At 71.4% G+C, this 25,221-nt stretch carries 19 protein-coding genes and 1 riboswitch; of the genes, 6 read left to right on the top strand and 13 right to left on the bottom strand.

Translation table 11 applies throughout. From position 1 onward, the window contains the following. Positions 1 to 45: 45 nt before the first annotated feature. The 4 genes from I596_RS11325 to dnaX all read right to left on the bottom strand — a co-directional run bounded on the left by I596_RS11325 (position 46) and on the right by dnaX (position 3,213). On the bottom strand, positions 46 to 390 hold the full coding sequence (locus I596_RS11325; protein WP_067647853.1) for a histidine triad nucleotide-binding protein: 345 nt from the start codon (positions 388 to 390) through the stop codon (positions 46 to 48). Positions 391 to 397: 7 nt separating this feature from the next. Beyond that, positions 398 to 1,006: a recombination mediator RecR gene (gene recR / locus I596_RS11330; RefSeq protein ID WP_067647856.1), complete on the bottom strand. Its 609-nt coding sequence runs from the start codon at positions 1,004 to 1,006 to the stop codon at positions 398 to 400. Further along, on the bottom strand, positions 1,006 to 1,329 hold the full coding sequence (locus I596_RS11335) for a YbaB/EbfC family nucleoid-associated protein (protein ID WP_067647859.1): 324 nt from the start codon (positions 1,327 to 1,329) through the stop codon (positions 1,006 to 1,008). The genes recR and I596_RS11335 overlap by 1 nt, the downstream gene beginning before the upstream one ends. Positions 1,330 to 1,566: 237 nt before the next feature. Continuing rightward, positions 1,567 to 3,213 (bottom strand): DNA polymerase III subunit gamma/tau, encoded by a 1,647-nt coding sequence (dnaX, locus tag I596_RS11340; protein ID WP_067647862.1) that lies wholly within the window; start codon positions 3,211 to 3,213, stop codon positions 1,567 to 1,569. Between the two features lie 206 nt (positions 3,214 to 3,419). Between dnaX and I596_RS19200 the strand changes: the two genes are divergently transcribed. The 4 genes from I596_RS19200 to I596_RS11360 all read left to right on the top strand — a co-directional run bounded on the left by I596_RS19200 (position 3,420) and on the right by I596_RS11360 (position 11,384). Next, a complete protein-coding gene (locus I596_RS19200; protein WP_067647864.1) occupies positions 3,420 to 6,293 on the top strand; it encodes a DUF7933 domain-containing protein in 2,874 nt (957 codons plus the stop codon). Positions 6,294 to 7,217: 924 nt separating this feature from the next. Continuing rightward, a complete protein-coding gene (locus I596_RS11350) occupies positions 7,218 to 8,402 on the top strand; it encodes a PQQ-dependent sugar dehydrogenase (RefSeq protein ID WP_083965531.1) in 1,185 nt (394 codons plus the stop codon). 37 nt (positions 8,403 to 8,439) lie between these two features. Next, entirely contained in the window at positions 8,440 to 9,702 is a 1,263-nt protein-coding gene (locus I596_RS11355; protein WP_067647867.1) for a TIGR03862 family flavoprotein, read from the top strand. Between the two features lie 119 nt (positions 9,703 to 9,821). After that, complete coding sequence (locus I596_RS11360) at positions 9,822 to 11,384, top strand: ArnT family glycosyltransferase (protein ID WP_067647870.1); 1,563 nt, start codon at positions 9,822 to 9,824, stop codon at positions 11,382 to 11,384. On the opposite strand, the gene lpxL is transcribed toward I596_RS11360, so the two are convergent. Beyond that, entirely contained in the window at positions 11,378 to 12,298 is a 921-nt protein-coding gene (gene lpxL, locus I596_RS11365) for an LpxL/LpxP family Kdo(2)-lipid IV(A) lauroyl/palmitoleoyl acyltransferase (protein WP_067647872.1), read from the bottom strand. The genes I596_RS11360 and lpxL overlap by 7 nt on opposite strands. A gap of 132 nt (positions 12,299 to 12,430) precedes the next feature. Between lpxL and waaA the strand changes: the two genes are divergently transcribed. After that, positions 12,431 to 13,747, top strand: a complete 1,317-nt coding sequence (gene waaA, locus I596_RS11370; protein WP_223303818.1) for a lipid IV(A) 3-deoxy-D-manno-octulosonic acid transferase — start codon at positions 12,431 to 12,433, stop codon at positions 13,745 to 13,747. 1 nt (position 13,748) lies between these two features. On the opposite strand, the gene I596_RS11375 is transcribed toward waaA, so the two are convergent. The 3 genes from I596_RS11375 to I596_RS11385 all read right to left on the bottom strand — a co-directional run bounded on the left by I596_RS11375 (position 13,749) and on the right by I596_RS11385 (position 16,669). After that, positions 13,749 to 15,134, bottom strand: a complete 1,386-nt coding sequence (locus I596_RS11375) for a TolC family outer membrane protein (RefSeq protein WP_223303819.1) — start codon at positions 15,132 to 15,134, stop codon at positions 13,749 to 13,751. Positions 15,135 to 15,177: 43 nt separating this feature from the next. Next, positions 15,178 to 15,837, bottom strand: coding sequence for a protein-L-isoaspartate O-methyltransferase family protein (locus I596_RS11380; protein WP_067647875.1), 660 nt, complete (start codon positions 15,835 to 15,837; stop codon positions 15,178 to 15,180). Positions 15,838 to 16,117: 280 nt separating this feature from the next. Further along, the gene (locus I596_RS11385) at positions 16,118 to 16,669 is read right to left on the bottom strand and encodes a hypothetical protein (protein WP_067647878.1); all 552 of its coding nucleotides are present in this window, start codon (positions 16,667 to 16,669) and stop codon (positions 16,118 to 16,120) included. Between the two features lie 280 nt (positions 16,670 to 16,949). Here I596_RS11385 and I596_RS11390 point away from each other — a divergent pair, with 280 nt between their 5' ends. Next, complete coding sequence (locus I596_RS11390) at positions 16,950 to 17,612, top strand: TetR/AcrR family transcriptional regulator (RefSeq protein WP_067647881.1); 663 nt, start codon at positions 16,950 to 16,952, stop codon at positions 17,610 to 17,612. A gap of 24 nt (positions 17,613 to 17,636) precedes the next feature. On the opposite strand, the gene I596_RS11395 is transcribed toward I596_RS11390, so the two are convergent. The 5 genes from I596_RS11395 to I596_RS11415 form a co-directional block, all read right to left on the bottom strand. Then, complete coding sequence (locus I596_RS11395) at positions 17,637 to 17,966, bottom strand: PilZ domain-containing protein (protein ID WP_067647884.1); 330 nt, start codon at positions 17,964 to 17,966, stop codon at positions 17,637 to 17,639. 23 nt (positions 17,967 to 17,989) lie between these two features. After that, on the bottom strand, positions 17,990 to 20,320 hold the full coding sequence (locus I596_RS11400; protein WP_190278901.1) for a DUF1631 family protein: 2,331 nt from the start codon (positions 20,318 to 20,320) through the stop codon (positions 17,990 to 17,992). A 97-nt stretch (positions 20,321 to 20,417) separates the two neighbouring features. Continuing rightward, positions 20,418 to 22,220, bottom strand: coding sequence for a TonB-dependent receptor domain-containing protein (locus I596_RS11405; RefSeq protein ID WP_083965534.1), 1,803 nt, complete (start codon positions 22,218 to 22,220; stop codon positions 20,418 to 20,420). A 125-nt stretch (positions 22,221 to 22,345) separates the two neighbouring features. Beyond that, positions 22,346 to 22,567: riboswitch (cobalamin riboswitch) on the bottom strand. A 228-nt stretch (positions 22,568 to 22,795) separates the two neighbouring features. After that, on the bottom strand, positions 22,796 to 23,746 hold the full coding sequence (locus I596_RS11410; RefSeq protein ID WP_067647893.1) for a hypothetical protein: 951 nt from the start codon (positions 23,744 to 23,746) through the stop codon (positions 22,796 to 22,798). 195 nt (positions 23,747 to 23,941) lie between these two features. Next, positions 23,942 to 25,072, bottom strand: coding sequence for a DNA topoisomerase IB (locus tag I596_RS11415; protein ID WP_150132120.1), 1,131 nt, complete (start codon positions 25,070 to 25,072; stop codon positions 23,942 to 23,944). Between the last annotated feature and the right edge of the window lie 149 nt (positions 25,073 to 25,221).

The raw sequence follows: 25,221 nt of genomic DNA on the forward strand, positions 1-25,221 counted from the left end.
CTTCCCGCATGGCAGCCCGCGTGCGTTAGCGCCTGCCGGCGCGTATCAGCCCGGCGGCCAGTGCATCGGCCGCCCGCCGAGCAGGTGCAGGTGCAGGTGGTACACGGTCTGCCCGCCGTCGCCATTGCAGTTGATCACGCAGCGATAGCCGGCCTCGGCGAAGCCTTCCGCCTTGGCATAGGCGGTCGCGGCCAGCACCAGGCGGCCGATCAGCGTCGCATCGGCGTCGCCGAGGTCGTTCAGGGTCGCCACCGGGCGCCGGGGCACGAACAGGACATGCCGCGGCGCCTGTGGATTGATGTCGCGAAAAGCCACGACGTCCGCATCCTCGTAGACGATGTCGGCCGGGATCTCGCGCCGGATGATCTTGCTGAAAAGCGTCTCGCTCATGAGGTCCTCAGGTGTCGGCCAGCAGCTGACGGCTGCCGAAGGCATGGGCCAGGGTACCGCGATCGATGAACTCCAGCTCGCCCCCGAGCGGCACCCCGTGCGCCAGGCGCGTCGCGCGGATGCCGGCGGCAGCGGCCAGCTGGGCCACCAGGTGCGCCGTCGCCTCGCCCTCGACGGTCGGGTTGGTCGCGATGATCAGCTCCTGCACCTCGCCTTCGCCCAGGCGCGCGGCCAGCAGGTCCAGCCCGAGCTCGCGCGGCCCGAGGCCGTCGAGCGGAGACAGCCGGCCGAGCAGCACGAAGTAGCGGCCGCGATAGCCGGTGGCCTGCTCGATCGCGAGCTGGTCGACCGGCGTCTCCACCACGCAGAGCAGCTGGCTCTCGCGCGTCGGGCTGGCGCACAGCACGCACACCGGCTCCTCGCTGAAGGTCCGGCAGCGCGTGCAGTTGCCGATGCGCTCGACCGCCGTGCCGAGCCGCTCGGCCAGCCGCCGCGCGCCGGCGCGGTCGCGCTCGAGCAGGTGGAACGCCATGCGCTGCGCGGTCTTCGCGCCGACGCCCGGCAGGCAGCGCAGCGCGTCGATCAGCTCGGCCAGCAGGGGCGATCCGGTCGACATCAGAACGGCAGCTTGAAGCCGGGCGGCAGGTTCATGCCGGCACCGAGGCCGCTCATGCGCTGCTGGGTCAGCTCGGCGACCTTGTTGACCGCATCGTTGAACGCGGCGGCGATCAGATCCTCGGCCATCTCCGCATCGTCGGCGAAGGTCTTGCGGTCGATCGCGACGCGGCGCACCTCGTGGCGCCCGCTCATGACGACGGTCACCAGGCCGCCGCCGGCCTGGCCGGTGACCTCGAGATCGGCCAGCTCTTCCTGCGCACGCTTGAGTTCTTCCTGCATGCGCTGGGCCTGTTGCATCAGGCCGGCAAGGGGTCCACGCATCGTTCTTCTCCAAAAGGGTCCGGTTGGGGGCCGGGGCGCGGGGACGCGGCGTGGCCGCGCGCCGTCTCCAGGCCGTACATCGATGACCAGTACGGGAAAGGGCTGTCCTGCCCTCGTCCGACTCACACGGTCGCGGCAAGGCCGCGCCACCTCTTCCGCCGATCGACGGCTTGCACCGCCGAACCGCGAGTGATCCCTTCTCAGGATCGCGCCGGCAGGCCGTTTCTCAAGAGCCTGCTAGTGACTGGACGGGCGGATCGAACTCTGCACCAGACGCCCGTCGAAATGCTCGATCAACGACTGCACCTGCGGATCGCTGCGCAGCGCGTCCTCGGCGTCGCGCAGCCGTGCCGCCTCGATGCGGGCGCGCCGGGCCGCCGGGCTTTCGGCGGCGTCGCCGTCCTGGCGCTCGAACTTCACGCGGATCTTCCGCTCGAGCGCCTCGCCGAGGCGCGCCTCGAGCACCTCGACCAGGGGGCCGGCCGCCAGGTGCTCGTGCTCGGGCCGCACGCCCAGCCGGACCTGGCCCTCCTCGATGCCGAGCAGCACCGAATGCTGCGCGAGCTGGCCCAGGGGACCGCGCAGACCCGCCCGTTCGATCAGCGCATCCCACGAAAGCGTTTCGGCCGGCGGCGCCGGCGCAGCGGGCGCCGATACGGCCGGCGGCGGGGCGTATGCGGGCGACGCCGGTTCGGCCAGACGCGGCGCGGCGGGCGCGGGCGCGGGCGAAGGTGCGACCGCGGCGGCGGCCGGCGGCGGCACCGCGCGCGTCGCGCGCGGCGTCCCGTCGGCCTCATCGCCACTTCCCACCGGCGCCGGTGCGAACGCCAGCATGCGCAGCAGGCTCATCTCGAAACCGGTGCGCGGCGTCGGCGCCAACGGCAGGTCGCGGCGCCCGGTGATCGCCATCTGGTACCACAGCTGCACGTCCTGCGGGTCGAGTCGCGCCGCCAGTGCGGCGAGGACTGCGTCCTCCTCGCCCACGGTCGCGACCAGCTGCTGCAGCTGGATCCGGTGCAGCAGCGACGCCAGCTCGTCGAGCACCTGGGCGAAATCCGGCGCGAACTCGGCGATGCGGCGGATCTCGGCGAGCAAGGCCGGGCCGTCACCGGCCGCGATCGCCTCCAGCAGCAGGCGCACCCGGCCACGCTCGACCGTGCCGAGCATGGCATGGACATCGGCCGCGTGGACCACGCCGCCGCCGTGCGCGATCGCCTGGTCGAGCAGCGAGAGGCCGTCGCGCAGCGAACCGTCCGCCGCCCGCGCCAGCGCCTCGACCGCCTCGGCGTCGCCCTCGATCGTCTCGGCCGACAGGATGTGCCGTATCTGGCCGCCGATCTGCTCCGGCGTCAGGCGCTTGAGATTGAACTTGATGCAGCGCGAGAGCACGGTCACCGGGAGCTTCTGCGGATCGGTGGTGGCCAGCAGGAACTTCACGTGGCCCGGCGGCTCCTCGAGCGTCTTGAGCAGCGCGTTGAACGCCGACTTGGACAGCATGTGCACCTCGTCGATCAGGTACACCTTGTAGCGGCCGCGGCTCGGGGAATACTGGGCGTTGTCGATCAGCTCGCGGACGTTGTCGATGCCGGTGTTGCTGGCCGCGTCGATCTCCAGCAGGTCGACGAAGCGGCCCGCGTCCACCTCGGTGCACACGCCGCACACGCCGCACGGGTCGGCCGACTGGCCGCGCTCGCAGTTGAGCGACTTGGCGAAGATGCGCGCGATCGTCGTCTTGCCGACGCCGCGCGTGCCGGTGAACAGGAACGCGTGATGGATGCGGCCGCCGTCCAGCGCGTGACTGAGCGCGCGCACGACGTGCTCCTGGCCGACCAGTTCGGAAAAGCGGCGCGGCCGCCACTTGCGGGCGAGGGCTTGATAGGACATCGGGGGGTTCCGCGAGGGGACTTCAGATTGTGCCAACTCCGGGGCGCTTGGACAAAACCGCCGCTTCGTTCAGGCTCCAAGTACTTTCTGTCCGGGTGGGTATATGAGAGCCTTCGTAGTCCGGGAGGGCCTGGATCGCACTTCCAGCCATGCCGCACGGCGATCGCCGATGCGGGCATTCTTGACCATCTCCGACGGGGAAATCCATGCATTTCGATCTACCTAAGAAGGCGATCTTCGCCTTGCTGGCGCTCGTTTGGCTCGTCGCCGGCAGCGTCCACGCGGCGCCCGACACGCGCGCCTTCTGGCTCGACGCCCAGGCCCGGCCGCTGGCCGCGCAAGCGCCCCGCCCCGCCAGCTACCGCGCCCTGCAGCTGGACGTCGCGGGCATCCGGGCCGCGCTGGCGGCCCCCGGTGCCACGCTGGCGCTGCCGCACCCGACCGGCGGCTTCACCGAGTTCACGCTGGCCGACTCGGGCACGATGCCGCCCGAACTGGCCGCCCGCTATCCGGAAATCCGCAGCTACGTCGGCGTCGACGGCCGCGGCAACCGCGCGCGTATCGACATCTCGCCGCTCGGCGTCAACGCGATGGTGTTCGAGCGCAGCAGCGGCAACGGCATCTGGGTGGTGCGACCGGACATGCCCGGCGAAGGCAGCGACTACCTGAGCTTCTACCGCAAGGAGCTGGCCGTGCCCGAAGGCATGTTCAGCTGCGGCGTGCATGCCGAGATCGATCCGTCCGGCCAGAGCCTGATCGATCCGGAGCCCACCACCGAGACCGGCATCGCCCGCCGCACCTACCGGGCCGCGGTCGCGGCCAACCGGCAGTACACCAATGCCGTCGGCGGCGGCACCGTGGCCGGCGGCCTGGCGGCCGTGGTCGTCGCGATGAACCGCGTCAACGAAGTCTACGAGAACGACTTCTCGGTCCACATGACCCTGATCGCCAACAACGACACGATCATCTACACCAACGAGAACCCGGGCCCGTACAGCAACAGCGGCGCGGCGATCGACCAGAACCAGAGCAACCTGGACAGCGTGATCGGCAGCGCCAACTACGACATCGGCCACGTGTTCACGACCGGCAGCGGCGGCATCGCCGGCCTCGGCGTGGTCTGCCGCAACGGCCAGAAGGCGCTCGGCACCACCGGCCTGGGCAGCCCGCTCGGCGACGTCTTCTACATCGACTACGTCGCCCACGAGATGGGCCACCAGTTCGGCGGCAACCACACCTTCAACGCCACCACCAACAGCTGCGGCGGCGGCAACCGCGCGGCGTCGGCCGCCTACGAGCCGGGCAGCGGATCGACGATCCAGGCCTATGCCGGCATCTGCGGCACGCAGAACCTGCAATCCAACTCCGATGCCTACTTCCACGCCGAAAGCCTGCGCGAGATGGGCAACTACATCAGCGCCGGCGTCGGTTCCTCGTGCGCGGTCAGCGTGCCGAACCCGAATACGCCGCCGGTCGTGAACGTCCAGGCCGCCCGCACGATCCCGGCCAACACGCCGTTCGAGCTGGCCGGCTCGGCCAGCGGCGCCGGCGCCGGCGCGACCTACACCTGGGAGCAGTACGACCGCGGCGCGGTCAACAACAACTTCAACGTCGATCCCGGCACCGGCCCGATCATCCGCTCGCTGCTGCCGGCGACGTCGCCCCACCGCTTCGTTCCGCGCATGGACCAGCTGGTCGCCGGCACGACGCTGCGCGGCGAGATCCTGCCGACCACCAACCGCACGCTGACCTTCCGCCTGACCGCGCGCGACAACGCCAACGGCGGCGGCACCACCGGCAGCGCCGACGTCGTCCACACCGTCGTCGCCACGGCCGGACCGTTCACGGTCGCAGGCCCGGCCGCCGGCAGCACCTGGAACTACCTCGACGGCGCCGGCACCGCCAGCGTGACCTGGAACGTCGCCAACACCGACGTACCGCCGGTGGCCTGCTCCAATGTCGACATCGACCTGTCCCGCGACGGCGGCCTGACCTATCCGGTGTCGCTCGCGCTCAACGTGCCGAACAGCGGCAGCGCCACGGTGCCGGTACCGAACGAGATGACCGCCCAGGCCCGCGTCAAGGTGCGCTGCGCGAACAACATCTTCTTCAACATCTCGCCGGGCAACTTCACGATCGCCGGTGGCAGCGACGACCTGTTCGCCGACGGCTTCGACGGCGAGGGCGGTACGGTGCCGCCGACGCTGGCCAAGGCGTTCTCGCCCGATACCGTCGCGACCGGCGCCGCCAGCACGCTGACGATCACGCTGGCCAACGCCAATGCGACCGCGGCGACGCTGACCGCGGCGCTGACCGATACGTTCCCGACCGGCCTGGTCGTAGCCACCCCGCCGGCCGCCTCGACGACCTGCGGCGGTACGCTGGGTGCCGTCGCCGGCACCGGCTCGGTCAGCCTGGGCAGCGGTGCGACGATCCCGGCGGGCGCGTCCTGCACCGTCGTCGTGAACGTCCAGTCCGCCGTGGCCGGCAGCTACGAGAACACGCTCGCCGCCGGCGCGCTGCAGACCGACCTCGGCGCCAACGCGGCACCGGCGACCGCCACCCTGACGGTGACCGAGGAGACCGGCGCCTGCCCGGCCCAGTTGCTGCAGGACCCCGGCTTCGAGGCCACCGAGGACGACGGCGGCGACAACCCGTTCTGGGCCTCCAGCACGACGCAGGGCGACTCCACGTTCTGGAGCCCGCTCGGCGGCGCCACCGTGCACGCAGGCTCGTGGACCGCCTGGTTCGGCGGCTACGGCACCGTGACCACCGAGACCCACGAGTTCTCGCAGACCGTGACGATCCCGGCCAGCGGCGCGGCCACGCTCAAGTACTGGCGGCGGATCGACCGCACCGGCACCAACAGCAACGTCGTCACCTTCACCGTCGACGGCACCGTGGTCCGCACCGAGAACCTCGTCACCCTCGGCACCTCCGGCTGGACCGAGCAGAGCATCGACCTGTCCACCTATGCCGACGGCCAGCCGCACCTGGTCAAGGTCAGCTACACCCACAGCGGCGGCGGCCAGGACGCGAACTACTTCATCGACGACGTCACGCTCGACTGCAGCCCCTGACGCCGGCCGGGTCCACGCGACCTCGCCACACCCGGGCAGCGGCCTTCACCGGCCGCTGCGCCGGACCGGAACGAGGCGGGGTTTCCCCGCCTCTTTTTTGGCGCTTCGCCCATTTCCAGGGTCATTGGGCTCTTGCTCCTGCTTTGGATTTGGCCCTTGGCTTTTTCGCCCTAAAGCAAGCCGAGCATCGCAGGGTGGCGAGGCCGCAGAGGCGCCCCGTGTCTGAGCGAAGCGAGTTGGGGCGCCGTGCCTCGTCGCCCGAGAAGCGCAGGGGACCGAGCCGGCGTAGCCGGATCGGCTTGCGCCGGGCGAGAGGGCTTTTGGTTCCTTTTGGCCCGTCAGAAAATGTCCGGGAGACATTTTTGACATCGCGTCAGCGATGGCCCGGAGGGCGGCGGCCAGGGATGGCTGCCGCAAAAGGGACTCGGCCGCGCAGCGGACGAAAGCTCTTGATGTTGCTCCTGCTTTGCTCCGTGCCGGCAATCCCTCAAAAGCCACGGCACAAGCTAAGAGCAACAGCTTCCGCACGCTGCGCGCGCGGGTCACTTTTGTCTTGGCAAAAGTAACCAAAACCGTGGTCGCCGGCGCGAGCCGGCACGGCTGCGCCGTGCCGGTCCCCTGCGCTTCTCGGCCGGCCAGGCACGCTGCCCCAACTCGCTTCGCTCAGACACGGGGCAGCTCTGCGGCCTGGCCGACCTGCGATGCTCGGCTCGCTTTAGGCGCCAACAGCAACAGCAACAGCAACAGCAACAGCAAGAGCAAGAGCAAGAGCAAGAGCAGCAGCGACTGCGACGAAAGCGGCAGCTGATGGGTTCCCGCGAATGGGCAAGAACCTTTTTTCGATGCGAACCACGCGCCGGTGCCGGCGCATCCATGGCCGGAGTCATGCACAATCGCCCGGATCGTTTCGAAGGAGAGTGCCCGATGCGTACCCTGATCGCCCTGACCGCGCTGGCGCTGGCCGGCTGCGGTGCGCGCCCGACCGGCGGCGGCGAGGCGGCCGCGGCCCCTGTCGCCTCGCCGAACTGGCCGGCCACGCCGGCCACCGAAACGCTCACCAGCGAGAAGGGCCCGTTCCGGGTGACCGAACTGGTCACCGGCCTGGTCCATCCCTGGAGCCTGGCCTTCCTGCCCGATGGCCGCATGCTGGTCACCGAGCGACCGGGACGCCTGCGCATCATCGGCAACGGCGCGGTGTCGGCGCCGCTGGCCGGCGTGCCGGCGGTCTACGGCGAGGGCCAGGGCGGCCTGCTCGACGTGGCGGTCTCGCCGCAGTTCGCCGAGGACCGGCTGGTCTACCTGTCCTACGCCGAGGCCGACGGCGACAACGCCGGCACGGCCGTCGCGCGCGCGCGCCTGGAAGGCGATGCGCTGCAAGGGCTGACCGTCATCTACCGGCAGTCGCCGAAGCTCTCCCAGGGCGCGCATTTCGGCTCGCGGCTGGTGTTCGACGACCAGGGTTTTCTGTTCGTCACCCAGGGCGAGCACAACAAGCGCGCGATGGCGCAGGACCTGGACAAGCTGCAAGGCAAGCTGGTGCGGCTGCGGCCGGACGGCAGCGTGCCCGACGACAACCCGTTCGTCGGCCGCCCGTATGCCCGTCCCGCGATCTGGTCGTATGGCCATCGCAACATGCAGGGCGCCGCGCTGCACCCGGTCACGCGCGCGCTGTGGACCAGCGAGCACGGCCCGCGCGGCGGTGACGAGCTCAACATCCCGCAGGCAGGCAGGAACTACGGCTGGCCGATCATCACCTACGGCATCAACTATTCGGGCCTGCCGATTCCCGAGGCCAAGGGCGAGGCGGCCGATGGCCTGGAGCAGCCGCTGCACTACTGGAAGGTCTCGCCCGGGCTGAGCGGCATGGCGTTCCTGGCCGACGGCGGATCGGCCTGGAACGGCAACCTGTTCCTCGGCGCGCTGGCGACCCGCGAGCTGATCCGCCTCGAACTCGACGGCGACCGCGTCGCCCACGAGGAACGCCTGCTCACGGCACGCAAGTGGCGCATCCGCGACGTGCGCCAGGGACCGGATGGAAAGCTGTACGTCCTGACCGACGAGGACGACGGCCGGCTGCTGCGTATCGACCCACCCGGAAGCACGCCTTGACGCGGACGTCATCGTCGCCCTGCGGCCGGACGTCCGCATGACGGCCCGGCTTGCGATCGTCGGCGGCGGGCCGGCCGGCCTGATGGCCGCCGAAGCCGCCGTCGCCCACGGCATCCGGGTGGACCTGTACGAACGCATGGGCTCGGTCGGGCGCAAGTTCCTGCTGGCCGGCAAGGGCGGGCTCAACCTGACGCATTCGGATCCGCGCGGACGCTTCGACGCGCGCTACGGCGCGCGCAGCGGCGAGATCGGCCGCTGGCTCGACGCGTTCGACGCCGATGCGCTGCGCGCCTGGGCACGGGCGCTCGGCGTGGAAACCTTCGTCGGCAGCTCCGGACGCGTCTTCCCGGCCGATCTCAAGGCCGCCCCGCTGCTGCGCGCCTGGCTGCGCCGCCTGCGCGCCGCCGGCGTCGGCTTCCATGTCCATCACCGCTGGCTCGGCTGGGACGCCGATGGCGGCCTGCGGTTCGAGACGCCGCAGGGCGAGACCACGATCACCACCGACGCCGTCGTCCTCGCGCTCGGTGGCGGCAGCTGGCCGATCCTCGGTTCCGACGGGGCCTGGGTCCCCCTGCTCGAACGACGCGGTATCGCGGTCGCCGACCTGGCACCGGCCAACTGCGGCTTCGACGTGGACTGGTCGGCGCATTTCTCGACGCGCCATGCCGGCGCGCCGCTCAAGCCGGTCGCGCTCCTGTGGCACGCCCCCGACGGCACGGCGCAGCGCCTGCAGGGCGAGTGCGTGATCACGGCCGGCGGCATCGAGGGCAGTCTGGTCTATGCGCTCTCGGCGCTGCTGCGCGACACGATCGCCGCGCGTGGGGAAGCGACGATCGCACTGGACCTGGCGCCCGGACGCGACCAGGCACGTCTGGCGCATGACCTGGCCCGTCCGCGCGGGGCGCGCTCGCTGGCCGAGCACCTGCGGCGCCAGGCCGGCATCACCGGCGTCAAGGCCGGCCTGCTGCGCGAGCGGCTCGACGCGGACGCGCTGCAGGATCCGCAACGGATCGCCGCGGCGATCAAGCGGCTGCCGCTGACGCTGCGCCGGCCGCGGCCGCTCGCCGAAGCGATCAGCACCGCCGGCGGCGTGCGCCTGGAGGATCTCGACGGGAACCTGATGCTGCAGCGCCTGCCCGGCGTGTTCTGCGCCGGCGAGATGCTCGACTGGGAAGCGCCGACCGGCGGCTACCTGCTGACCGCGTGCTTCGCCAGCGGGCATCTCGCCGGCGAAGGCGCCGCCCGCTGGCTCGGCCCGTCTGCCCGGCCGATCGGCGAGCCGTCCGTTTCGTCTCCCTGAAGAATTCGCCTCCCTGAAGAACCCGCCGCGCGCAGGGCCGATGCGGCCCGGCGAGGTCGACATTTCTCCGACCGCGGCCAGGGCACGATGCGCCGCCCTGCCCGGCTGCGGATCTGCTCGTGTCGACCTCCCCTGCCACGCCGACGACGTCGCGGGCGCGCCCCGCCATTGCCTGGATCGCGGCGATCGCCGTGGTGATGGCGTTTGCGTTCCTCGGCAGCCGCGGCATCTGGGATCCGGACGAGGGGCGCTACACCAACGTCGCGCTGAACATGCTCGACAGCGGCGATTGGCTGAACCCGCAGCGTACCGACGATACCGGCCACTGGACCAAGCCGCCGCTGACCTATTGGCTGATCGCCGCCAGCGTCGCCGCGTTCGGCCAGAATCCCTGGGCGGCGCGCCTGCCGATCGCGCTCTCCTATCTGGCGTGCGTGTATCTGGTCTGGCGCCTGGGGCGGCGCCTGCTGCCGGGCAGCGAATCCACCGCCGCGACGATCTACGCCACCCTGCTGCTGCCGCTCGGCGCGGCCCAGCTGATCACGACGGACTTTCCGCTGACGGCACTGCAGACATTGGCGGTGACGGCCTTCGTCGAGGCGCGTTTCGGTCAGGGGCGGGCCTACGGATGGCTGGCCCTGATGTGGCTCGCGTTCGCGCTGGCCTTCCTGACCAAGGGTCCCCCGGGCCTGCTGCCGCTGCTGGCGATCGTCGTCTACCAGTTCCTGCTTCCGCAGCCCGGCGGCCGCCGCGTGCTCAGCATCAGCGGCCTGGTGATCTTCGTCGTGGTCGCCCTGCCCTGGTTCGTCGCCGTCACCACGCGCCACGCCGGCCTGCTCGACTACTTCGTGGGCGCCGAGATCGCCGGGCGCATCGCCAGCCCCGACTTCGGCCGCCACCCGGAATGGTATGGCTGGCTGCAGATCTATGCACCGACCCTGGTCCTGGGGTCGCTGCCGTGGACGGGCACCCTGTGGCGCTGGGTGAGGACGCTGCCGGCCGACCTGCGCCGCTGGCGCGATCCCGCCGTCCGTCGCGAACAGGCGCCGTTGCTGCTGCTGACGGTGTGGGTACTGGTACCGCTGCTGGTCTTCTGCATCGCGCGATCACGCCTGCCGCTGTACCTGTTGCCGCTGTTCGGCCCGCTGGCGCTGCTGGCGGCACGGCAACGGCACCGCGACGGCGCAGCCCGGCCGCTCGGCGCCTGGCTGGCGGGATGGGTCCTGCTGGCCCTGGTGCTGAAGGCCGCGGCCGCGTACTGGCCGACGCACAAGGACGCTTCGGTGTGGGCCGCGGCGATCCGCGAACGGGCACCGGTCCCGGTCACCGAGATCGTGTTCGTCGAGGACATGGCCCGCTACGGCATCCATCTGCACCTGGATGCCGAGGTCGAGAAGATCTCGCTGCAGCCGATCGACGGACCGCGCTTCAATCCCGAGTACGACGAAGACCTGGCGACCGAACTGCGCGAAAGCGAAGGCGAGCCCGGCGCGATCTGGATCGCCAAGAGCGAACGGCTGGCCCAGATCCGGGCGGCGATCGACGCGAACGGCCATGTCCTCGAACCGCTCGGAACGCCGTTCCGGGGACGCACGCTGTTCACGGTGCACCGGAAAGGCGCCGCGCCCGCGGCGGCGCCGGGCGCGGATCCCGCCGCAGCGGACCGCGACGGCCGTCAGTAGACCGGCGGCGCGCCCGGCGGCCGGGTCTTGAAGCGCTTGTGGATCCACAGGTACTGCGATGGGGCTTCGCGCACCATCCGTTCGATCGCCGCATTGACGCGCGCAGTGTCGGCCACCGGATCGTCGCTCGGGAAATCGGCCAGCGGCGCTTCCAGCCGCAGCGCATAGCCGCCGCCGGGCAGGCGGCGGTGGAAGAACGGGATCACCGCCGCCTGCCCCAGGCGCGCCAGGTGATGGGTGGCGGTGATCGTCGAGGCGGGGATGCCGAAGAACGGGACGAAGACGCTGTCCTTGCCGCGCATGTCCTGGTCGGGCGCATACCAGATCGCGCCCCCGTCGCGCAGGTGGCGCACGGTCTGGCGGATCTCTTCCTTGGTGAACATCGTCACCGCGTAGCGCAGGCGCGCGCGCAGCACGGCCCGCTCGAAGACCGGGTTGTCCATGACGCGGTACATGCCGGCGATGCGCAGCCGCTGCGAAACCAGCCGCGCGCACAGTTCCAGGTGCGAGAAATGCGCGCCGACCAGCAGCACGCCGCGACCGGCGCGATGGGCCGCCTCCAGGTGCTCCAGTCCGTCGAGCGTCATCGGGACCCGCGCCAGCGCGCGATCGGTCCCCATCCAGGCCAGCGCGAACTCGGCCAGCATGCGGCCGGTGTCGCGCAGGTTCTCCTCCAGCAGCGCGGCACGTTCCGCGGCCCCCAGCTCCGGGAAGCACAGCGCCAGGTTGCGCTCGGCGACGCGCCGGCGCGAGCGCAGCAGCCGCGCCGCCAGCCAGCCGGCCGCGCCGCCCAGGACCAGCAGCAGCCGGTACGGCAGCCGCGCCATGACCGCGATCGCGCCGACGCCGAGCCAGGAGAGCCAGTGGCGCGGATGGACCAGGGAGGACACTGGTGAAACGGAGGGGACGCTCATCCGTGCCGATTATGGCGGCGCGGCGCCGCCCGGCATAGCATGGCCGTGCTCGCGCACCGCTGCGCCGGCCTCGCGGCTGGGGAGCCGCACCCGCAGCCGATATACTCGCCCTCCGCCGAACGCCCGCCGCCCGTGCAACGCTTTTTCTACACGCTCACGATGTACCTGCTGACGCCGGTGATCCTCTACCGGCTCGCCGCGCGTGGCCTGCGCTATCCGTACTACTTCGAGCGCTGGCGCGAACGCTTCGGCTTCTTTCCGGCCCCCGGCATCCGCGACAGCATCTGGATCCACGCCGTGTCGGTCGGCGAGGTCAACGCCGCGGTGCCGCTGATCGAGGCGCTGATGCGCCGCTACGCCGATACCCGTTTCGTCATCACCACCGTGACCCCGACCGGTTCGGAGCGCGTGCAGAACCTGTTCGGGGACCGCGTCTTCCATGTCTACCTGCCCTACGACCTGACCGCCTCGATCGAGCGCTTCCTGGAGCGCGTGCGGCCGCGGATCATCGTCATCATGGAAACGGAGATCTGGCCGAACCTGTTCATGACCTGCAAGGACCACGGCATCCCGATCGTCATCGCCAATGCGCGCCTTTCCGCCCGCAGCCTGCGCGGCTACGGGCCGATCCGGCCGCTGGTCCGGCGCGCGGTCCGCAACGCGCGCTTCATCGCCGCGCAGTCGGCGGCCGATGCCGAACGGCTGCGCCAGCTCGGCGCGCCGCCGCAGCAGATGGCCGTGGTCGGCAACCTCAAGTTCGACATGACGGTCCCGGCCGGCGCGCAGGAACAGGGCACCGAGTTCCGCCGGCACTGGGGGCCCGATCGACCGGTGTGGATCGCCGCGAGCACGCACGAAGGCGAGGAGATGGCGGTGCTCGAAGCGCATACGATCGTGCTGCGCCGCTTTCCCGACGCGCTCCTGCTGATCGCGCCACGTCATCCGGAACGGTTCAAGCCGGTCGCCGCGGCCTGCCGCTCGCTCGGCTTCACGACCGCGACCCGCAGCGACAACGGCCAGGCCGATCCGGCCGCGCAATGCTTCGTCATCGACACGATGGGCGAGCTGCTGCGCTGCTACGCGGCGGCCGACGTCGCCTTCGTCGGCGGCAGCCTGGTACCGATCGGCGGGCACAACCTGCTCGAAGCCGCGGCGCTGGCCAAGCCGGTGATCGTCGGCCCGCACACGTTCAACTTCGCCGAGGTCACCGAGGGCCTGATCGACCGCGGTGCGGCGATCCGGATCGAGTCGAGCGAGGCGCTCGGCCCGGCCATCGTGCGGCTGCTGGCCCACGAGGACGAGCGCCGCTCGATGGGCGCCGCCGCGCACGCGGCGATGGAGCGCGAGCGCGGCGCGGTCAAGCGCACGATGGCGATCATCGAGACGATGCTGGCCGAGCGCGAGACCGCGCCCGGCCGGCCGGGTCCGGACGCCGGTCCGGACCGCTGACTCACTCGAGCAGGGTGTTGACCGCCTCGAGGTCGGACACTTCGATGATGCCGGCCGACTGCTTGAGCAGCAGGCCGTCGAGCACGAAGCCGTGGCGCGCCTGTGAGTAGTTGCTCTGCGCCGACAGCAGCTGCTGCTGGCTGATCAGCACGTCGACGATCGTACGCGTACCGACCTCGTAGCCGGCCTGCGTCGCGTCCAGCGAGCTCTGGGCCGAGATCACCGCCTGGCGCGTGGCCTCCACCTGGGCGGCACCGGCGATCACCGCCCGGTAGCCGTTGCGGGTGTTGCGCTCGACCAGCCGCCGCTGCGACTCGAACTGGTCCTGCGCGTAGTCGCGGTTGTGGATCGACTGGCGCACACGCGACTGGGTCGCGCCGCCGGCGAACAGCGGCACGTTGAGCGTGACGCCGACGGTGGTGTTCCACGATTCGCCGTTGGTGTGCAGGTTGGAGCCATCCGGCTGGACGCGATCGGCCCAGGTCGGCGACTTCAGGTAGCTCACCTGCCCGCTCAACGTCGGCAGGTGGCCGGCGCGCGCGGTGTTGATGTTGGCGTTGGCCACGTCGACCTGCGAGGCGAACGAGCTCAGCGTCGGGTTTTCCTTCAGGGCGACGCCGACCCAGGCTTCCGGGTCTTCCGGGTTGGGCTTGTCGAGCGGGAGGTTCTCACGCAGCTTCTTGAGGTCGCCGGCCGCCTTGCCGGTCAGCTGGCGCAGCGCTTCGCGGTTGTCGTCGAGCGTGTTCTGCGCGGCGATGACGTTGGAGACGGCGGTATCGTGCTGGGCCTTGGCGTCGTTGACGTCGGTGATCGCCGACAGGCCCACGTCGAAGCGCTGCTGCGCCTGTTCCATCTGGCGGTTCAGCGCTGCCTCGTTCGCCTGCGCGAACTTCAGCGCGTCCTCGGCCGTCAGCACCGCGAAGTACGCGGTCGCGACGCGGATCAGGAGCTCCTGCTGCGCCGCTTCCAGGGTGGACTCGCCGGCCCGCACCTGCGCCTTGCTGGCCTTCAGCGCGGTCCAGCGGCTGAGGTCGAGGATGCTCTGGTCGAGCGTGCCGCCCCAGCTGCGCGAGAAGGTGGTGCCGGACGAGGAGTTCTGCACGACGATCGGGTTGCCGGCGGCATCGTAGGCCAGCTCGGGGCCACGCGAGTTGTTGTGCTGCCGGCGGTAGCCGTAGGTCGCGCCCAGCTGCGGCAGCAGCGCCGCCCGCGCCTGGTCGACGTTCTCGTCGGTCGCCAGCTTGGTGGCTTCGGCGCCGGCCAGCTGCGGATCCGAAGCGCGCGCCTCGTGATAGATCTGCACGAGGTCGTCGGCATGCGCCAGCGGCGCGCCGGCGACCAGCGCGGCGAACAGGGAAAGGGTCAGGGGTCGAATGCGCAGGGTCATCGGTTGGGTTTCCTCGGGGAATCGTTTCCTGACCGCCGGTCGTTCAGAGCGAGAACCGGCGCGGCGGCGCGGCGTGTGTGAGATAGGGAAGATCCGTTTCGAACAGGCTTTCCTCCTGCCAGCGGTCGGCCTCGACGCGCGTGTACAGGAGAGCCTGCATCGCCGGCGAATCGCCGACGATCGCGAACAGGCGCCCGCCGGGCTTGACCCAGGCGCGGAACCGGTCGGGAAGGACATGGACGGCACCGGTGACGACCACGACGTCGAAGCTGGCATCGGGCTGGTAGCCCTGCATCGCGTCGGCCACCGCCACCTGCACGTTGCCGATACCGGCGGCGGCGAGCCGCGCCTTGGCGACATCGGCCAGGTCCGCGTGCTGCTCGACGCTGACCACGCGCGCGGCGAGGCGGGCCAGGCAGCCGGTGACGAAGCCCGAGCCGGTGCCGATCTCCAGCACGTGCTCGTCCGGCGTCGGTACCACCGCCTGCAACAGGCGGCCTTCGACGACCGGCTTCATCATCACCTCGTCATGGCCGATCGGCAGGCACAGGTCCGCGAACGCCATCGCGCGATAGCGCAGCGGCACGAAATCCTCGCGGCGCATGCCGCCGAGCACGTCGAGCACGCGCGGATCGAGCACGTCCCAGGTCCTGATCTGGTTCTCCACCATGTTGGTCCGGGCAAGTTCGATGTTCGCGCTCATAACGGTGGTTCCATCTGAATGTGATCGGGACGCCGGCCCCGCGACGCCACGGCCGCGCGCTCCGGTCAGGAGCCTGCGACGCCGTTGCGGGTACCTCCGGCAACAGCCCGAAAGCATAGCAGGCAGCATCAAAGCAAACCTCGTGCCGAAACCATCGCTTCGTGCCCCGAATCGGCCGAAGTGCCGGAAGTCACCGCGCGCCCGGACGACGGGCAACGTGTCCCCGCCCGCTGCGGATACGGCGTGCGGCTACCCGCACATGCCGCTGTTCGGCGCGATCTCAAGCCACCGCAGCGCCTGAAACCACGGTCGTCCGGCCGTCGAGCTCGGCGCACAGCGCGGGCAGCTGGCGGCGCACCCGGGCCGCCAGCACGAGATCGACCTTGGCCAGGGCCACCAGCACGCGACCGCCGTCGGCGGCGTCCAGGCCGGTGGCCAGCTGCAGCGCCACCCAGCGCGCGAACGCGGAACGGCCGTCCGCGGACAGTGCGGACACCACCGGTCGCAGCGCCCGGGCACCGGCTTCCGCCGCCGCGTGGCGGCGCAGGCGGATCGCGTCGAACAGGTCCGCGCCCGCCCGCTGGGCGTACGGCAGGGTCCATTCCGGACGCTGGCGCGCATCCGGCACCGGCGGCGCCGCACCCGCATGGCGCGCCGGCGACGGCCGGCGGCGCGCCCGCGCGTGGGCAGGCACCTCCGTGGGCGGGCGTACCGCCTCGGCGCGGCCGGCGGGCATCAGGAAAAGGGGCGTCGACGGCATCGCCGTCCAGGTGGCATCGACCTCGTCGGCTGCCGCTGATCGAAGCGAATCGCTGTCATGCTCGTTGCGCATCGAACGGATCGTCCTCATGTAAAGGATCTCTCCACCGCGCTGCCCAGGGCGGGAGGGAGGGAGGGCAGCACGGGGAGAGATGTTCGTCCGGCACCGGATGGGCCGCGGACGACGGGCCGGAAGCTCGCCCGGCGACACCGGAAGCCGCCTGGGCGACAGATGTCGACGGGACCGCTACCATTTCACGCGGTAACCGCAGATCCGGCACCATCGTTCATGTACTGAGTAGTATAGTAAAATATCGAAATTCGTTCGTCCAGCATCCCTACGCAAGACGCAAATGAGCACAGTCATCGCCAAGACCTGCGGCCCGGGCCGCCCGAAAGACCTCGAGAAACGCGCCGCGATCCTCGCCGCCGCCAAGCAGCTGTTTCCGCAGCATGGCTTCGAGGGGACCAGCATGGATGCGATCGCATCGGCCGCGGGCGTGTCCAAGCTGACCGTCTACAGCCACTTCAGCGACAAGGAGACGCTCTACGTCGAGGCGATCCGTGCGCGCTGCCACGAGCAGCTGCCCGAGGAGCTGTTCGACGTCGCCGCGCGCGGCCCGCTGCGCCAGCAGCTGGAAACGATCGCACGCGCGTTCTTCTCGCTGATCACGACGGATGAGGCGATGGCCCTGCACCGGCTGTTGACCAGCGGCGCCGGCGCCTCCTCCAAGCTGGCACAGATGTTCTGGGAACAGGGACCGAAACTGATCCACGCCGCGTTCGAAAAGTTCCTGGAAGCACGCACCAGCGCGGGTGAGCTGGAGATCGCCGACGTGCAGCGCGCGTCCTCGCAGTTCTTCGCGCTGCTCAAGGGCGAGCTGCACGCACGCATGCTGTGCGGATGCTGCGACCCGATCCGCAAGGAAGAGATCGACGCCCACATCCACGCCACGGTGGACTTCTTCCTGCGCGCATGCGGGCCGCGCCCGCGCGGCGTGCGCCCGGCGACCTGATCGGTCCCGGGGCCGGTCCGGACGCTAGTCGTCCAGCCAGGCCGCCAGCGCCGCCGCATCGTCGGCGGCGATGTCGATGAAGCTGAAGCCGGCCCAGTAGTGGCCCGGCACGTCGGCGCGATCGCTCCATTGCTCGTGGACGCCGATCTCGACCGTTCGCGGCGGCCCCTTGCGCGACGGCAGCGCGAACGAGAACTGGTAGAGCGCGTCGCTGGCGACCGGGCGTTCGAGCAGCAGCATCACCCCGTCCAGCGACAGGTCCACCACACGTCCGATCGCGCCGCCGGTCATCGCATCGGTCACCACGATGACCGACTCGGCACGGCGACGGGGAGAACGGCGCTTCTCGTTCATCTGACTCCTCTGTGCGGCGTCCATCAGGAGGGCGCCGTCTGTGCAGCATCGCCCGGCGCCATCCGGCGCAGCGCCGAGAGGATCGTATCCCAGGCCCGGTCGACGAAACCGCGCTGCTCGTTGCGGACCGGGCGCACCTGGCCGCGTGCGATGTCGCGCGCCAGGTGGTCGAGCGAGCCGTCCTCCACGCGCAGGCCGCGCTGGTTCACGAACAGGCACCGCCCGGTCAGGGTGGAGAACCACGCCAGCTTGCGGCGCACCGTATCGCCCTGCTGATTGACCTGGAACTCGAACCAGGTGCCGAACGGCAATCCCTTGATCTGCTCGAGGATCTGCTGCTCGCGCGCGCTCAGCGGGATCGGGGCGGGCCGGTCCTCGACGGCGGCCGGCGCGGCATCGCCGGGCCCGGTCGCGGCGTCCATCGAACGCCCCCACGCCCCCAGCTTGCCGGTGACATCGGTCAGCGCGGACTCGGCGCCCGGGCGATCCGGGCGTGCCGGATCGAACAGGGCCTGTGTCAGCACCTGGATGTCGTCGCCGTGCATGCCGATCTGTCCCAGCCCCTCCTCCACCTCACGGCGCAGGGCCTGGTCGACCGGCCGGTCGTCGAGCGCCGAGCGGCGCAGCAGCTGGTCGGCGACCGCCAGCCGGCGGTGATAGAGCGCGCTGCCTTCGCCCTGGCGCAGCAGCGTCAGCGCCAGCACCGGCACCCAGGTGCGTTCGAGCATGTCGCGCAGCGGAGCCGGCGGATCGGCCCGGTCGATCATGCGCGTCAGCGCCGTGCGCGCCTGGCGCCGTGCGATCTCGAGTTTCTCGCGTCCCTTGGCCGCCTCGATCTGGCGCCGTTCGGCAATCTCCGCGCGCCGCGCCAGCGCCTGCACATGACCGGCCAGGCCCTTGTGCAGGTCGTCGAGCGCGACCGGGTCGGAGACGTCGCCGTGACTCACCTGCTTGACGACCTGCTGCAGCCGCAGCAGCAGGTCCGGATCCGGGTCGGCATCGTCGATCCAGCGCTCGCCGGCCTCGATCACGGTATTGAGCAGCTTGCGTGCCGGATGCTCGGACTGCGTGAAGAAGCCCGGGTCGGCCAGGGCGACGCGCATCAGCGGCAGCTGCATCCGCGCCAGCAGGTCCTGTGCGGTCTCGCCCAGCCCGGTCTCGCGTGACAGGTGCCCGAACAGCATGCCGACCAGGTCGATGGTGTCGCCGTCCTCCCGGCTCAGCGCCAGCGGCTGGCCGTCGCTGCCCATCTGGCGCAGCTGCGCGACCAGGTCGCGCTTGAGATGCGTGACGCCGCGCGATCCGAGGCCGGCACCGGCCGTCTGCCGCGTGCTCCGCTCCTGCAGGCGATGCAGTGCGGACTGCACCGCGCGGGCATCGGCCACGCCCGGCCCGCCGGAAGACGCGCGCGCGGCCGGGGCCGGCACCTCGCCGTTGAGCAAGCCGCGAAGATGCGTGTAGAGCCGCAGCGAATCGGCCGAACCGGCGAGCCCGTCGCCGCTGGCCGGCGCAGCGGCCGCAGCCGGCGGCGCGGACGGCACCGGATCCGCGGCCGGAGCCGGCACGGGCGCGGTGCGCGCATCGGCCGTCTCGCTGGCGACGGGCGGCGGCGCTTCGCTCGCCCGCGCCGGCGCGCGTCGGGGCCGCAGTCCCGGCAGGATGCGCTGCTCGACGAACCAGTCGTTGATCGCTGCGTAGTAGCCACCCGCCGACGCCATCGCGTTGCGGTCGAACAAGCGGTAGACCATCACGCGCTGGGCGGCGGTCAGGTCGAGCGGCTCGATCGCGTCGCGCAGTGCCTCGGCCAGGCGGCCCGGGCCGATCGGAAGGCGGCCGGCGCCGATGATCGGCGACGCGGCCAGAACGGCGAAGCGATGGCCGAGCAGGAACAAGGCTTCGGCATGCCGCGTCTCGCCGCGCGTGGCGATGTTCTGCAGGGCCAGTTCTTCCTCGAGCAGGCCCTGGTCGACCAGTTCGAGCGACGCCGGACGCGGGATCGGCGCCGGATCGCCGGCATCCTGCGGTGCCGGTGCCGAGCCCTCCAGTTCCGCCAGGGCCGACTCGATCGACTGCACGAAACGATCGGTCAACGCGGCCTGCTCGCGCCGCAGCACGCCCAGCAGATCGAGGGTTGCGGCACGGTCCTCGCCGCCGCGTCCGGTCTCGCCGTGCTGCAGGTCCTGGCCCAGGCCATCGAACGCGGTCTTGAGACCGGCCCCCAGGTGCGTCGCGCTGCGCTGCACGATCCCCGACAGCACCGCCTGTGCCCGCCGCGAGAGCCGCTGGCAATCGGCCAGTTTCCGTAGCGGCGCACGTGCGCGCTCGCGCGCCGGAAAGCCTTGCGAGTGCCTCATGTCTACGTCCATGCCCCCTGACGGATACGCGGGGCATTCTGGCATGCGCCTACGGCGCACGGAAGCTGCAGCGCGGCGCTCCCGTGCGCCTCCCGGCTCAGCGCTGGGGCTGCCAGATCACCTCGACGAAGCCGGACCGGCCCGGCGTGTTGTAGCCGTGGGCCAGCTCGTAGTCGCGGCCGGTCAGGTTCTCGATGCGGGCGGCCAGGCTCCACGACGAGGTCAGCGCCAGCGAGCCGCGCAGGTTGACCAGCGTGTAGGACGGCAGCTCGATCCCGCCGACGTCGTCGCGATGGCCCGCGTAGAGCACTTCCACGCCCGCCCGGGCACGGTCGCCGAAGCGGCGCTCGAGGCGGCCGGAGAGCTTCTGCTTGGGCCGGCGCAGGAGTTCGGTGTCGGTATCCGCGTTGCGCGCGTCCTGCCAGGTGTAGCTGCCGTGGACCAGCCAGTCGCCGAAGCCGCCGTCGTAGCCGAGCTCGCTGCCGTCGATCTTCGCGCGGGCGATGTTCTCGGCCTGGAAGTCCGGACCGGTGAAGCTGATCAGGTTGCGCACCTTGGTCGAGTACAGGCTGGCCTTGAAGCGGTGCTGCTCGGCCGGCGAGAACTCGATGCCCAGCTCGGTGCTGCGCGACTTCTCCGGATTCAGGTCCGGGTTGCCGGCGTACATGCCGCCGAAGCCCGGCGAGTACTGCTCGTTCAGCGTCGGCCCGCGGAAACCCTGGCCGTAGCTGAGGTAGGCGCGCAGCCGCTCGGTGAAGCGCCAGCCGATCGCCGCCGAGCCGGTGGTGGCGTCGCCGAACACGCTGTTGTCGTCCTGCCGCAGCGAGACCTCGCTGTCGAACCGCCCGAATCCGCCCTGCCAGCCGGCATAGACGCCGGTGTTGTCGCGGCTCTTCTTGTAGCTCGGCAACCCGCTGAAGGTGTCGCGGCTCTCGCCCTGCTCGTGCAGGTAGTCGATGCCCGCGACCAGGCTCTGCGTTTCGGCCAGCGCGTAGCTGGCCTGCCAGCCGGCCGTCTCGCGGCGGGTCCGGAACAGCGTGAAATAGGCCGGTGTCTCGTAGTCCTCGCGCGCGCTGCCGAGGGTGAGCGCATGCTGCCAGCGCTCGCCCAGCCGGCCGCCGAGCGACACGCGGGCGGCCTGCTCGGTGAAATCGGAACTGCCGCCGGCGAAGTCCACCTCGCCCTGGCTGCGCAGCAGGACCGCGTCGAGCGTCTGCGTGCCGATCTGCACGTCGCCCTGCGCGGCCAGGTGCTGGTTCTCCATGCCGTGGTCCTTCGGCTCGTAGGCGAAGCCGTCGCGGTTCTGGCTCGGGAAACCCTCGTAGTCGCGCGCACCCACCTGCACGCTGAAGCCGCCGCGATCGCCGCGGCCGCCGACGCCGACCGCCGCATTGGCGTCGCCGTAGGTGCCGTAGCCGAGTGACACCCGCGGCCCTTCGAGCTTGCGCGTGAAGATCTGCACGACGCCGCCGATCGCATCGGAGCCCCAGTAGCTCGCACGCGGCCCCCGCACGATCTCGATGCGCTCGACCGCTCCCAGCGGCAGCGTCTCCCAGGTGAAGACGCCAGTGCCCAGCGCGGCGACACGGATGCCGTCGACCAGCACCAGCACGTGGTTGTTGTTGGTGCCGCGCAGGAACACCGAGGTCTGGCTGCCCGGTCCGCCGGTCCGCGCGATGTCCACGCCCGCCTCCAGGCGCAGCAGGTCGCTGACGTCGCGAGCGACGCTGGCGTCGATGTCCTCGCGCGTGATGACGCTGACGTCGGCAAGGGTGGCGTCGACCGTGCGCGCGATGCGCGAGGCGGTGACGATGACTTCCGGTTGGGTCTCCATCTCGGCCCATGCCGGGCCGGCGAGCCCGGCCAGTACGGCCAGGGACACAGGGGTGATACGCAGCATCGGTGATTCCTCCCGCAACGCGCAGATGCAAAAAGCCAGGATCGCGGGGGAGCAGCGACAAGCCGGGCCGGCGCACGGCCGCCCGAGCCCGCCCGTTGCCCGCCGCAACGCTGGAGCCGGGGACGGCGAGCGTCCCGCATCGGGCCGGTCTCCGGACTCGCAAGCGATGCCGTGGCATCGGCCGGCCCGCCTTCCCGCGCATCGCGCAGTGGCGTCTGGACCGGCGGAACTTGCTTACCGTTGCGGGGGCAGCACCGGAATTGCCGGCACGTGCGTTTGCACGGCCAGGCGCACCGGTTTCCCGTTTCATCCCGCGGTGGCGGGACACCCAAAGCGGGGCGGAGTGTAGTGGCGCCCCCCTGTGCGCCGCAACAATCACCGGAACATCCCCTCTAGGCGACGGCACCGCGCGGGTGCCGTCGCGGCCGCACGCCGGGCGCCCGCGGAACACGCGCGGCGTCCGGCCGGCGCAGCGGCGTGGACCCGGACCACGCGGCGCGCGATGCCGGTTTCCGGGCCACGCAGGATGGGCCGCCGCGACCGCGAAGGGAGCCGTCAACCGGACCGGCGACGTCTCACCGGTCCGGTTCGAAGTCGCCGGCGAAGATGCGCTCGCGCAGCAGCCCGACGTCGGCGAGCACGGCCCGATCCAGCGCCGAGAGGTCATAGCGCGTTCCGCGGTAGAAGACGACGCCGTTCATCAGCTGGTCGATCAGGCCGCCGGCGCCGCGCAGCACGGCGTCCGCCGACGGCGGCGCGTCGATCGACATCGGCAACCCGCACGCCGCAATCGGCACCGGCGCACCACCGGCCCAGCGCACCGGGGCCGGCACGGCCGCTGGCCGGCCGGTCCGCAGCACCGGGTTGGCCCAGTGCGTGTTGTTACCGGTGGTCAGGTCGGGCGCCACGCCCCAGGCCTGCGTCGCCGCCGGGCCGGCGAACAGCGTCGGCGCGCCCGGCATCATCCAGCGATCGAACGTGGACCAGTAGGTGGCCGGCGGTTGGCCGGTGGTGAGGTCGGCCCAGCCGTTGTAGGCCAGCACGTGGCCGAGCTCGTGCAGCGCGACGCTGAAGGCATCGGTGCGGTTGGCCGGCACCGGCGCGATGCGCAGGACTGGGTCCGGATCGAACCACAGCTCGTTGCGCAGGTAGTTGAGGCCGAACGTCACGATGCCGTCGGCGTCGGCGCCGTTCACGTCGACACCGGTGCGCAGCTTGTGTGCCGCCCCCTGCTCGAACGTGTCGCGCCCGCCGAAGACGCCGACGAAGGCCGTGGCGGCACTGGCGCCGTTGGCGGTAGGGACATCGGCGATCGCCACGCGGATCGCGATCGTGACCGGCGCGGTCGCGCCGAGCGCCTGCGACCAGCGCCGCCCGGCTTCCCGCAGGTGGGTGGCGACCGCGGCCCGCTCCGCCGGCTGCAGTACATCGGCACTGGGGTCGAACGTGATGTCGAAGGTGGCTTGCGCCGCCGCCGGGCCGGTGGCCGCGGCCACCAGCGCGAACAGTATCGGGACACGGTGCATGGACGATTCCCCCCAAGGAAACCCGGAACGGCCGGCGTGAACCGGACCTGGCACGTCGAACACGTCGTGGCGGCCGGCCGGCACGGCGGTCCGGCGGCACCGGCCCCCGGATGTCCGCGGGCCACGACGCGATCTTCCTGTCCTGCCTCAGGCGCAGAACGGCGGCGCGATGACGCACGGCACCGCGCGGCGAGATCAGCGCGCGCGCCGCCGCGGCGTTCCGCTCGGCCGCCCTCCGACACCCGGGCGGTCGCGCAGCACCCGCAGGGCCAGCCCTTCCAGCCGGCGCGGGCCGCCGCTGCCGTGCTGGCTCGCCAGCCGGTGCAGGCGGCCCCTGCGCCAGACGTCGAACACCCGCGGATCGATATACGAGGTGCGGCAGACGGCCGGCGTGTTGCGCAGCGCAGCCGCCACCTCGCGCACGACCGCGGCAGCGCCGGCCGCCAGCGCGCGCTCGTCGCCGGGGTCCGGCAGCGGCGTGCGAGCCAGCGCCGCGACCGCCAGCAGCGTGCCGCCCCAGGTCCGGAAATCCTTGGCCGTGAAATCCTCCCCCATCGCATCGCGCAGATAGGCGTTGACCTGCCCCGAATCGACCGGCTGGCAGACGCCATCCTCATCCAGGTACTGGAACAGCAGTTGCCCCGGCAGCTGGTGGCAGCGCGCCACGATGCGCGCCAGGCGCTGATCGTCGACGACCATCGCGTGCTCCAGCCCGCCCTTGCCGCGGAAGCGCAGCGACAACCGGCCGCCGCGCAACGACGCCACGTGGCGGTTGCGCAGGGTGGTCAGGCCGAACGAACGATTGTCGCGCGCGTAGGCCTCGTTGCCGACCCGCGCCAGGGTCTCGGCCAGGAGCGAGACGACCACCGCCACGACCTTCTCGCACGGCAGGCCGGGCAGCGCCAGGTCGCGGCGCAGCCGTCGCCGCAGCCGGGGCAGCGCCTGTCCGAACGCGACCAGGCGCACGAACTTGCTGCGATCGCGGAAGACGCGCCAGCGCGCGTGGTAGCGATACTGCTTGCGCCGCCGCGCGTCGCGGCCGGTCGCCTGCAGGTGGCCGCGCGGATCGCGGCAGATCCACACCTCGGTGTAGGCCGGCGGCACCGCCAGCGCGCGGATGCGCGCCAGCTGTGCGGCGTCGCGGATCCGTGTGCCGTCGGCATCGAGGTAGATGAAGCCCGCCCCGCTGCGCCGGCGGCGGATACCGGGCGCGTCGTCGCGCACGTGGACCAGGCCGGCCTCGCGCGCGATGGCGGCCTCGTCCTGGGCGGCCCGGTCCTGCGGCGGGCGGCGGGGCGGCTTGCGGTCACGCCGGCGGGTCGTCATGCGCGCAGCGTGCCCGGCCGCCGATGAACGACACCGCATACGGGGCCACGCCATGCGGGTTCCGCCGGCCGGCGCCGACCGCACACCGGACGAGGTGCCGGGCGCGCGGGCCGCCCGGGTCGCTTGGCGAGACCTTGCACGACGCCAGC

Origin of the sequence: Dokdonella koreensis DS-123 (assembly GCF_001632775.1) — a bacterium.
Lineage (GTDB): Bacteria > Pseudomonadota > Gammaproteobacteria > Xanthomonadales > Rhodanobacteraceae > Dokdonella > Dokdonella koreensis.

What these genes read in the sequence shown, in the direction of transcription:
- I596_RS11405 (WP_083965534.1), bottom strand. Translation starts at nt 22,220, where the DNA reads ATGCTGCGTATCACCCCTGTGTCCCTGGCCGTACTGGCCGGGCTCGCC.
- I596_RS11395 (WP_067647884.1), bottom strand. Translation starts at nt 17,966, where the DNA reads ATGAACGAGAAGCGCCGTTCTCCCCGTCGCCGTGCCGAGTCGGTCATC.
- I596_RS11350 (WP_083965531.1), top strand. Translation starts at nt 7,218, where the DNA reads ATGCGTACCCTGATCGCCCTGACCGCGCTGGCGCTGGCCGGCTGCGGT.
- I596_RS11375 (WP_223303819.1), bottom strand. Translation starts at nt 15,134, where the DNA reads ATGACCCTGCGCATTCGACCCCTGACCCTTTCCCTGTTCGCCGCGCTG.
- I596_RS19200 (WP_067647864.1), top strand. Translation starts at nt 3,420, where the DNA reads ATGCATTTCGATCTACCTAAGAAGGCGATCTTCGCCTTGCTGGCGCTC.
- I596_RS11355 (WP_067647867.1), top strand. Translation starts at nt 8,440, where the DNA reads ATGACGGCCCGGCTTGCGATCGTCGGCGGCGGGCCGGCCGGCCTGATG.
- I596_RS11410 (WP_067647893.1), bottom strand. Translation starts at nt 23,746, where the DNA reads ATGCACCGTGTCCCGATACTGTTCGCGCTGGTGGCCGCGGCCACCGGC.
- I596_RS11415 (WP_150132120.1), bottom strand. Translation starts at nt 25,072, where the DNA reads ATGACGACCCGCCGGCGTGACCGCAAGCCGCCCCGCCGCCCGCCGCAG.
- I596_RS11385 (WP_067647878.1), bottom strand. Translation starts at nt 16,669, where the DNA reads ATGCGCAACGAGCATGACAGCGATTCGCTTCGATCAGCGGCAGCCGAC.
- I596_RS11325 (WP_067647853.1), bottom strand. Translation starts at nt 390, where the DNA reads ATGAGCGAGACGCTTTTCAGCAAGATCATCCGGCGCGAGATCCCGGCC.
- I596_RS11335 (WP_067647859.1), bottom strand. Translation starts at nt 1,329, where the DNA reads ATGCGTGGACCCCTTGCCGGCCTGATGCAACAGGCCCAGCGCATGCAG.
- recR (WP_067647856.1), bottom strand. Translation starts at nt 1,006, where the DNA reads ATGTCGACCGGATCGCCCCTGCTGGCCGAGCTGATCGACGCGCTGCGC.
- I596_RS11390 (WP_067647881.1), top strand. Translation starts at nt 16,950, where the DNA reads ATGAGCACAGTCATCGCCAAGACCTGCGGCCCGGGCCGCCCGAAAGAC.
- dnaX (WP_067647862.1), bottom strand. Translation starts at nt 3,213, where the DNA reads ATGTCCTATCAAGCCCTCGCCCGCAAGTGGCGGCCGCGCCGCTTTTCC.
- lpxL (WP_067647872.1), bottom strand. Translation starts at nt 12,298, where the DNA reads ATGAGCGTCCCCTCCGTTTCACCAGTGTCCTCCCTGGTCCATCCGCGC.
- I596_RS11380 (WP_067647875.1), bottom strand. Translation starts at nt 15,837, where the DNA reads ATGAGCGCGAACATCGAACTTGCCCGGACCAACATGGTGGAGAACCAG.
- I596_RS11400 (WP_190278901.1), bottom strand. Translation starts at nt 20,320, where the DNA reads ATGAGGCACTCGCAAGGCTTTCCGGCGCGCGAGCGCGCACGTGCGCCG.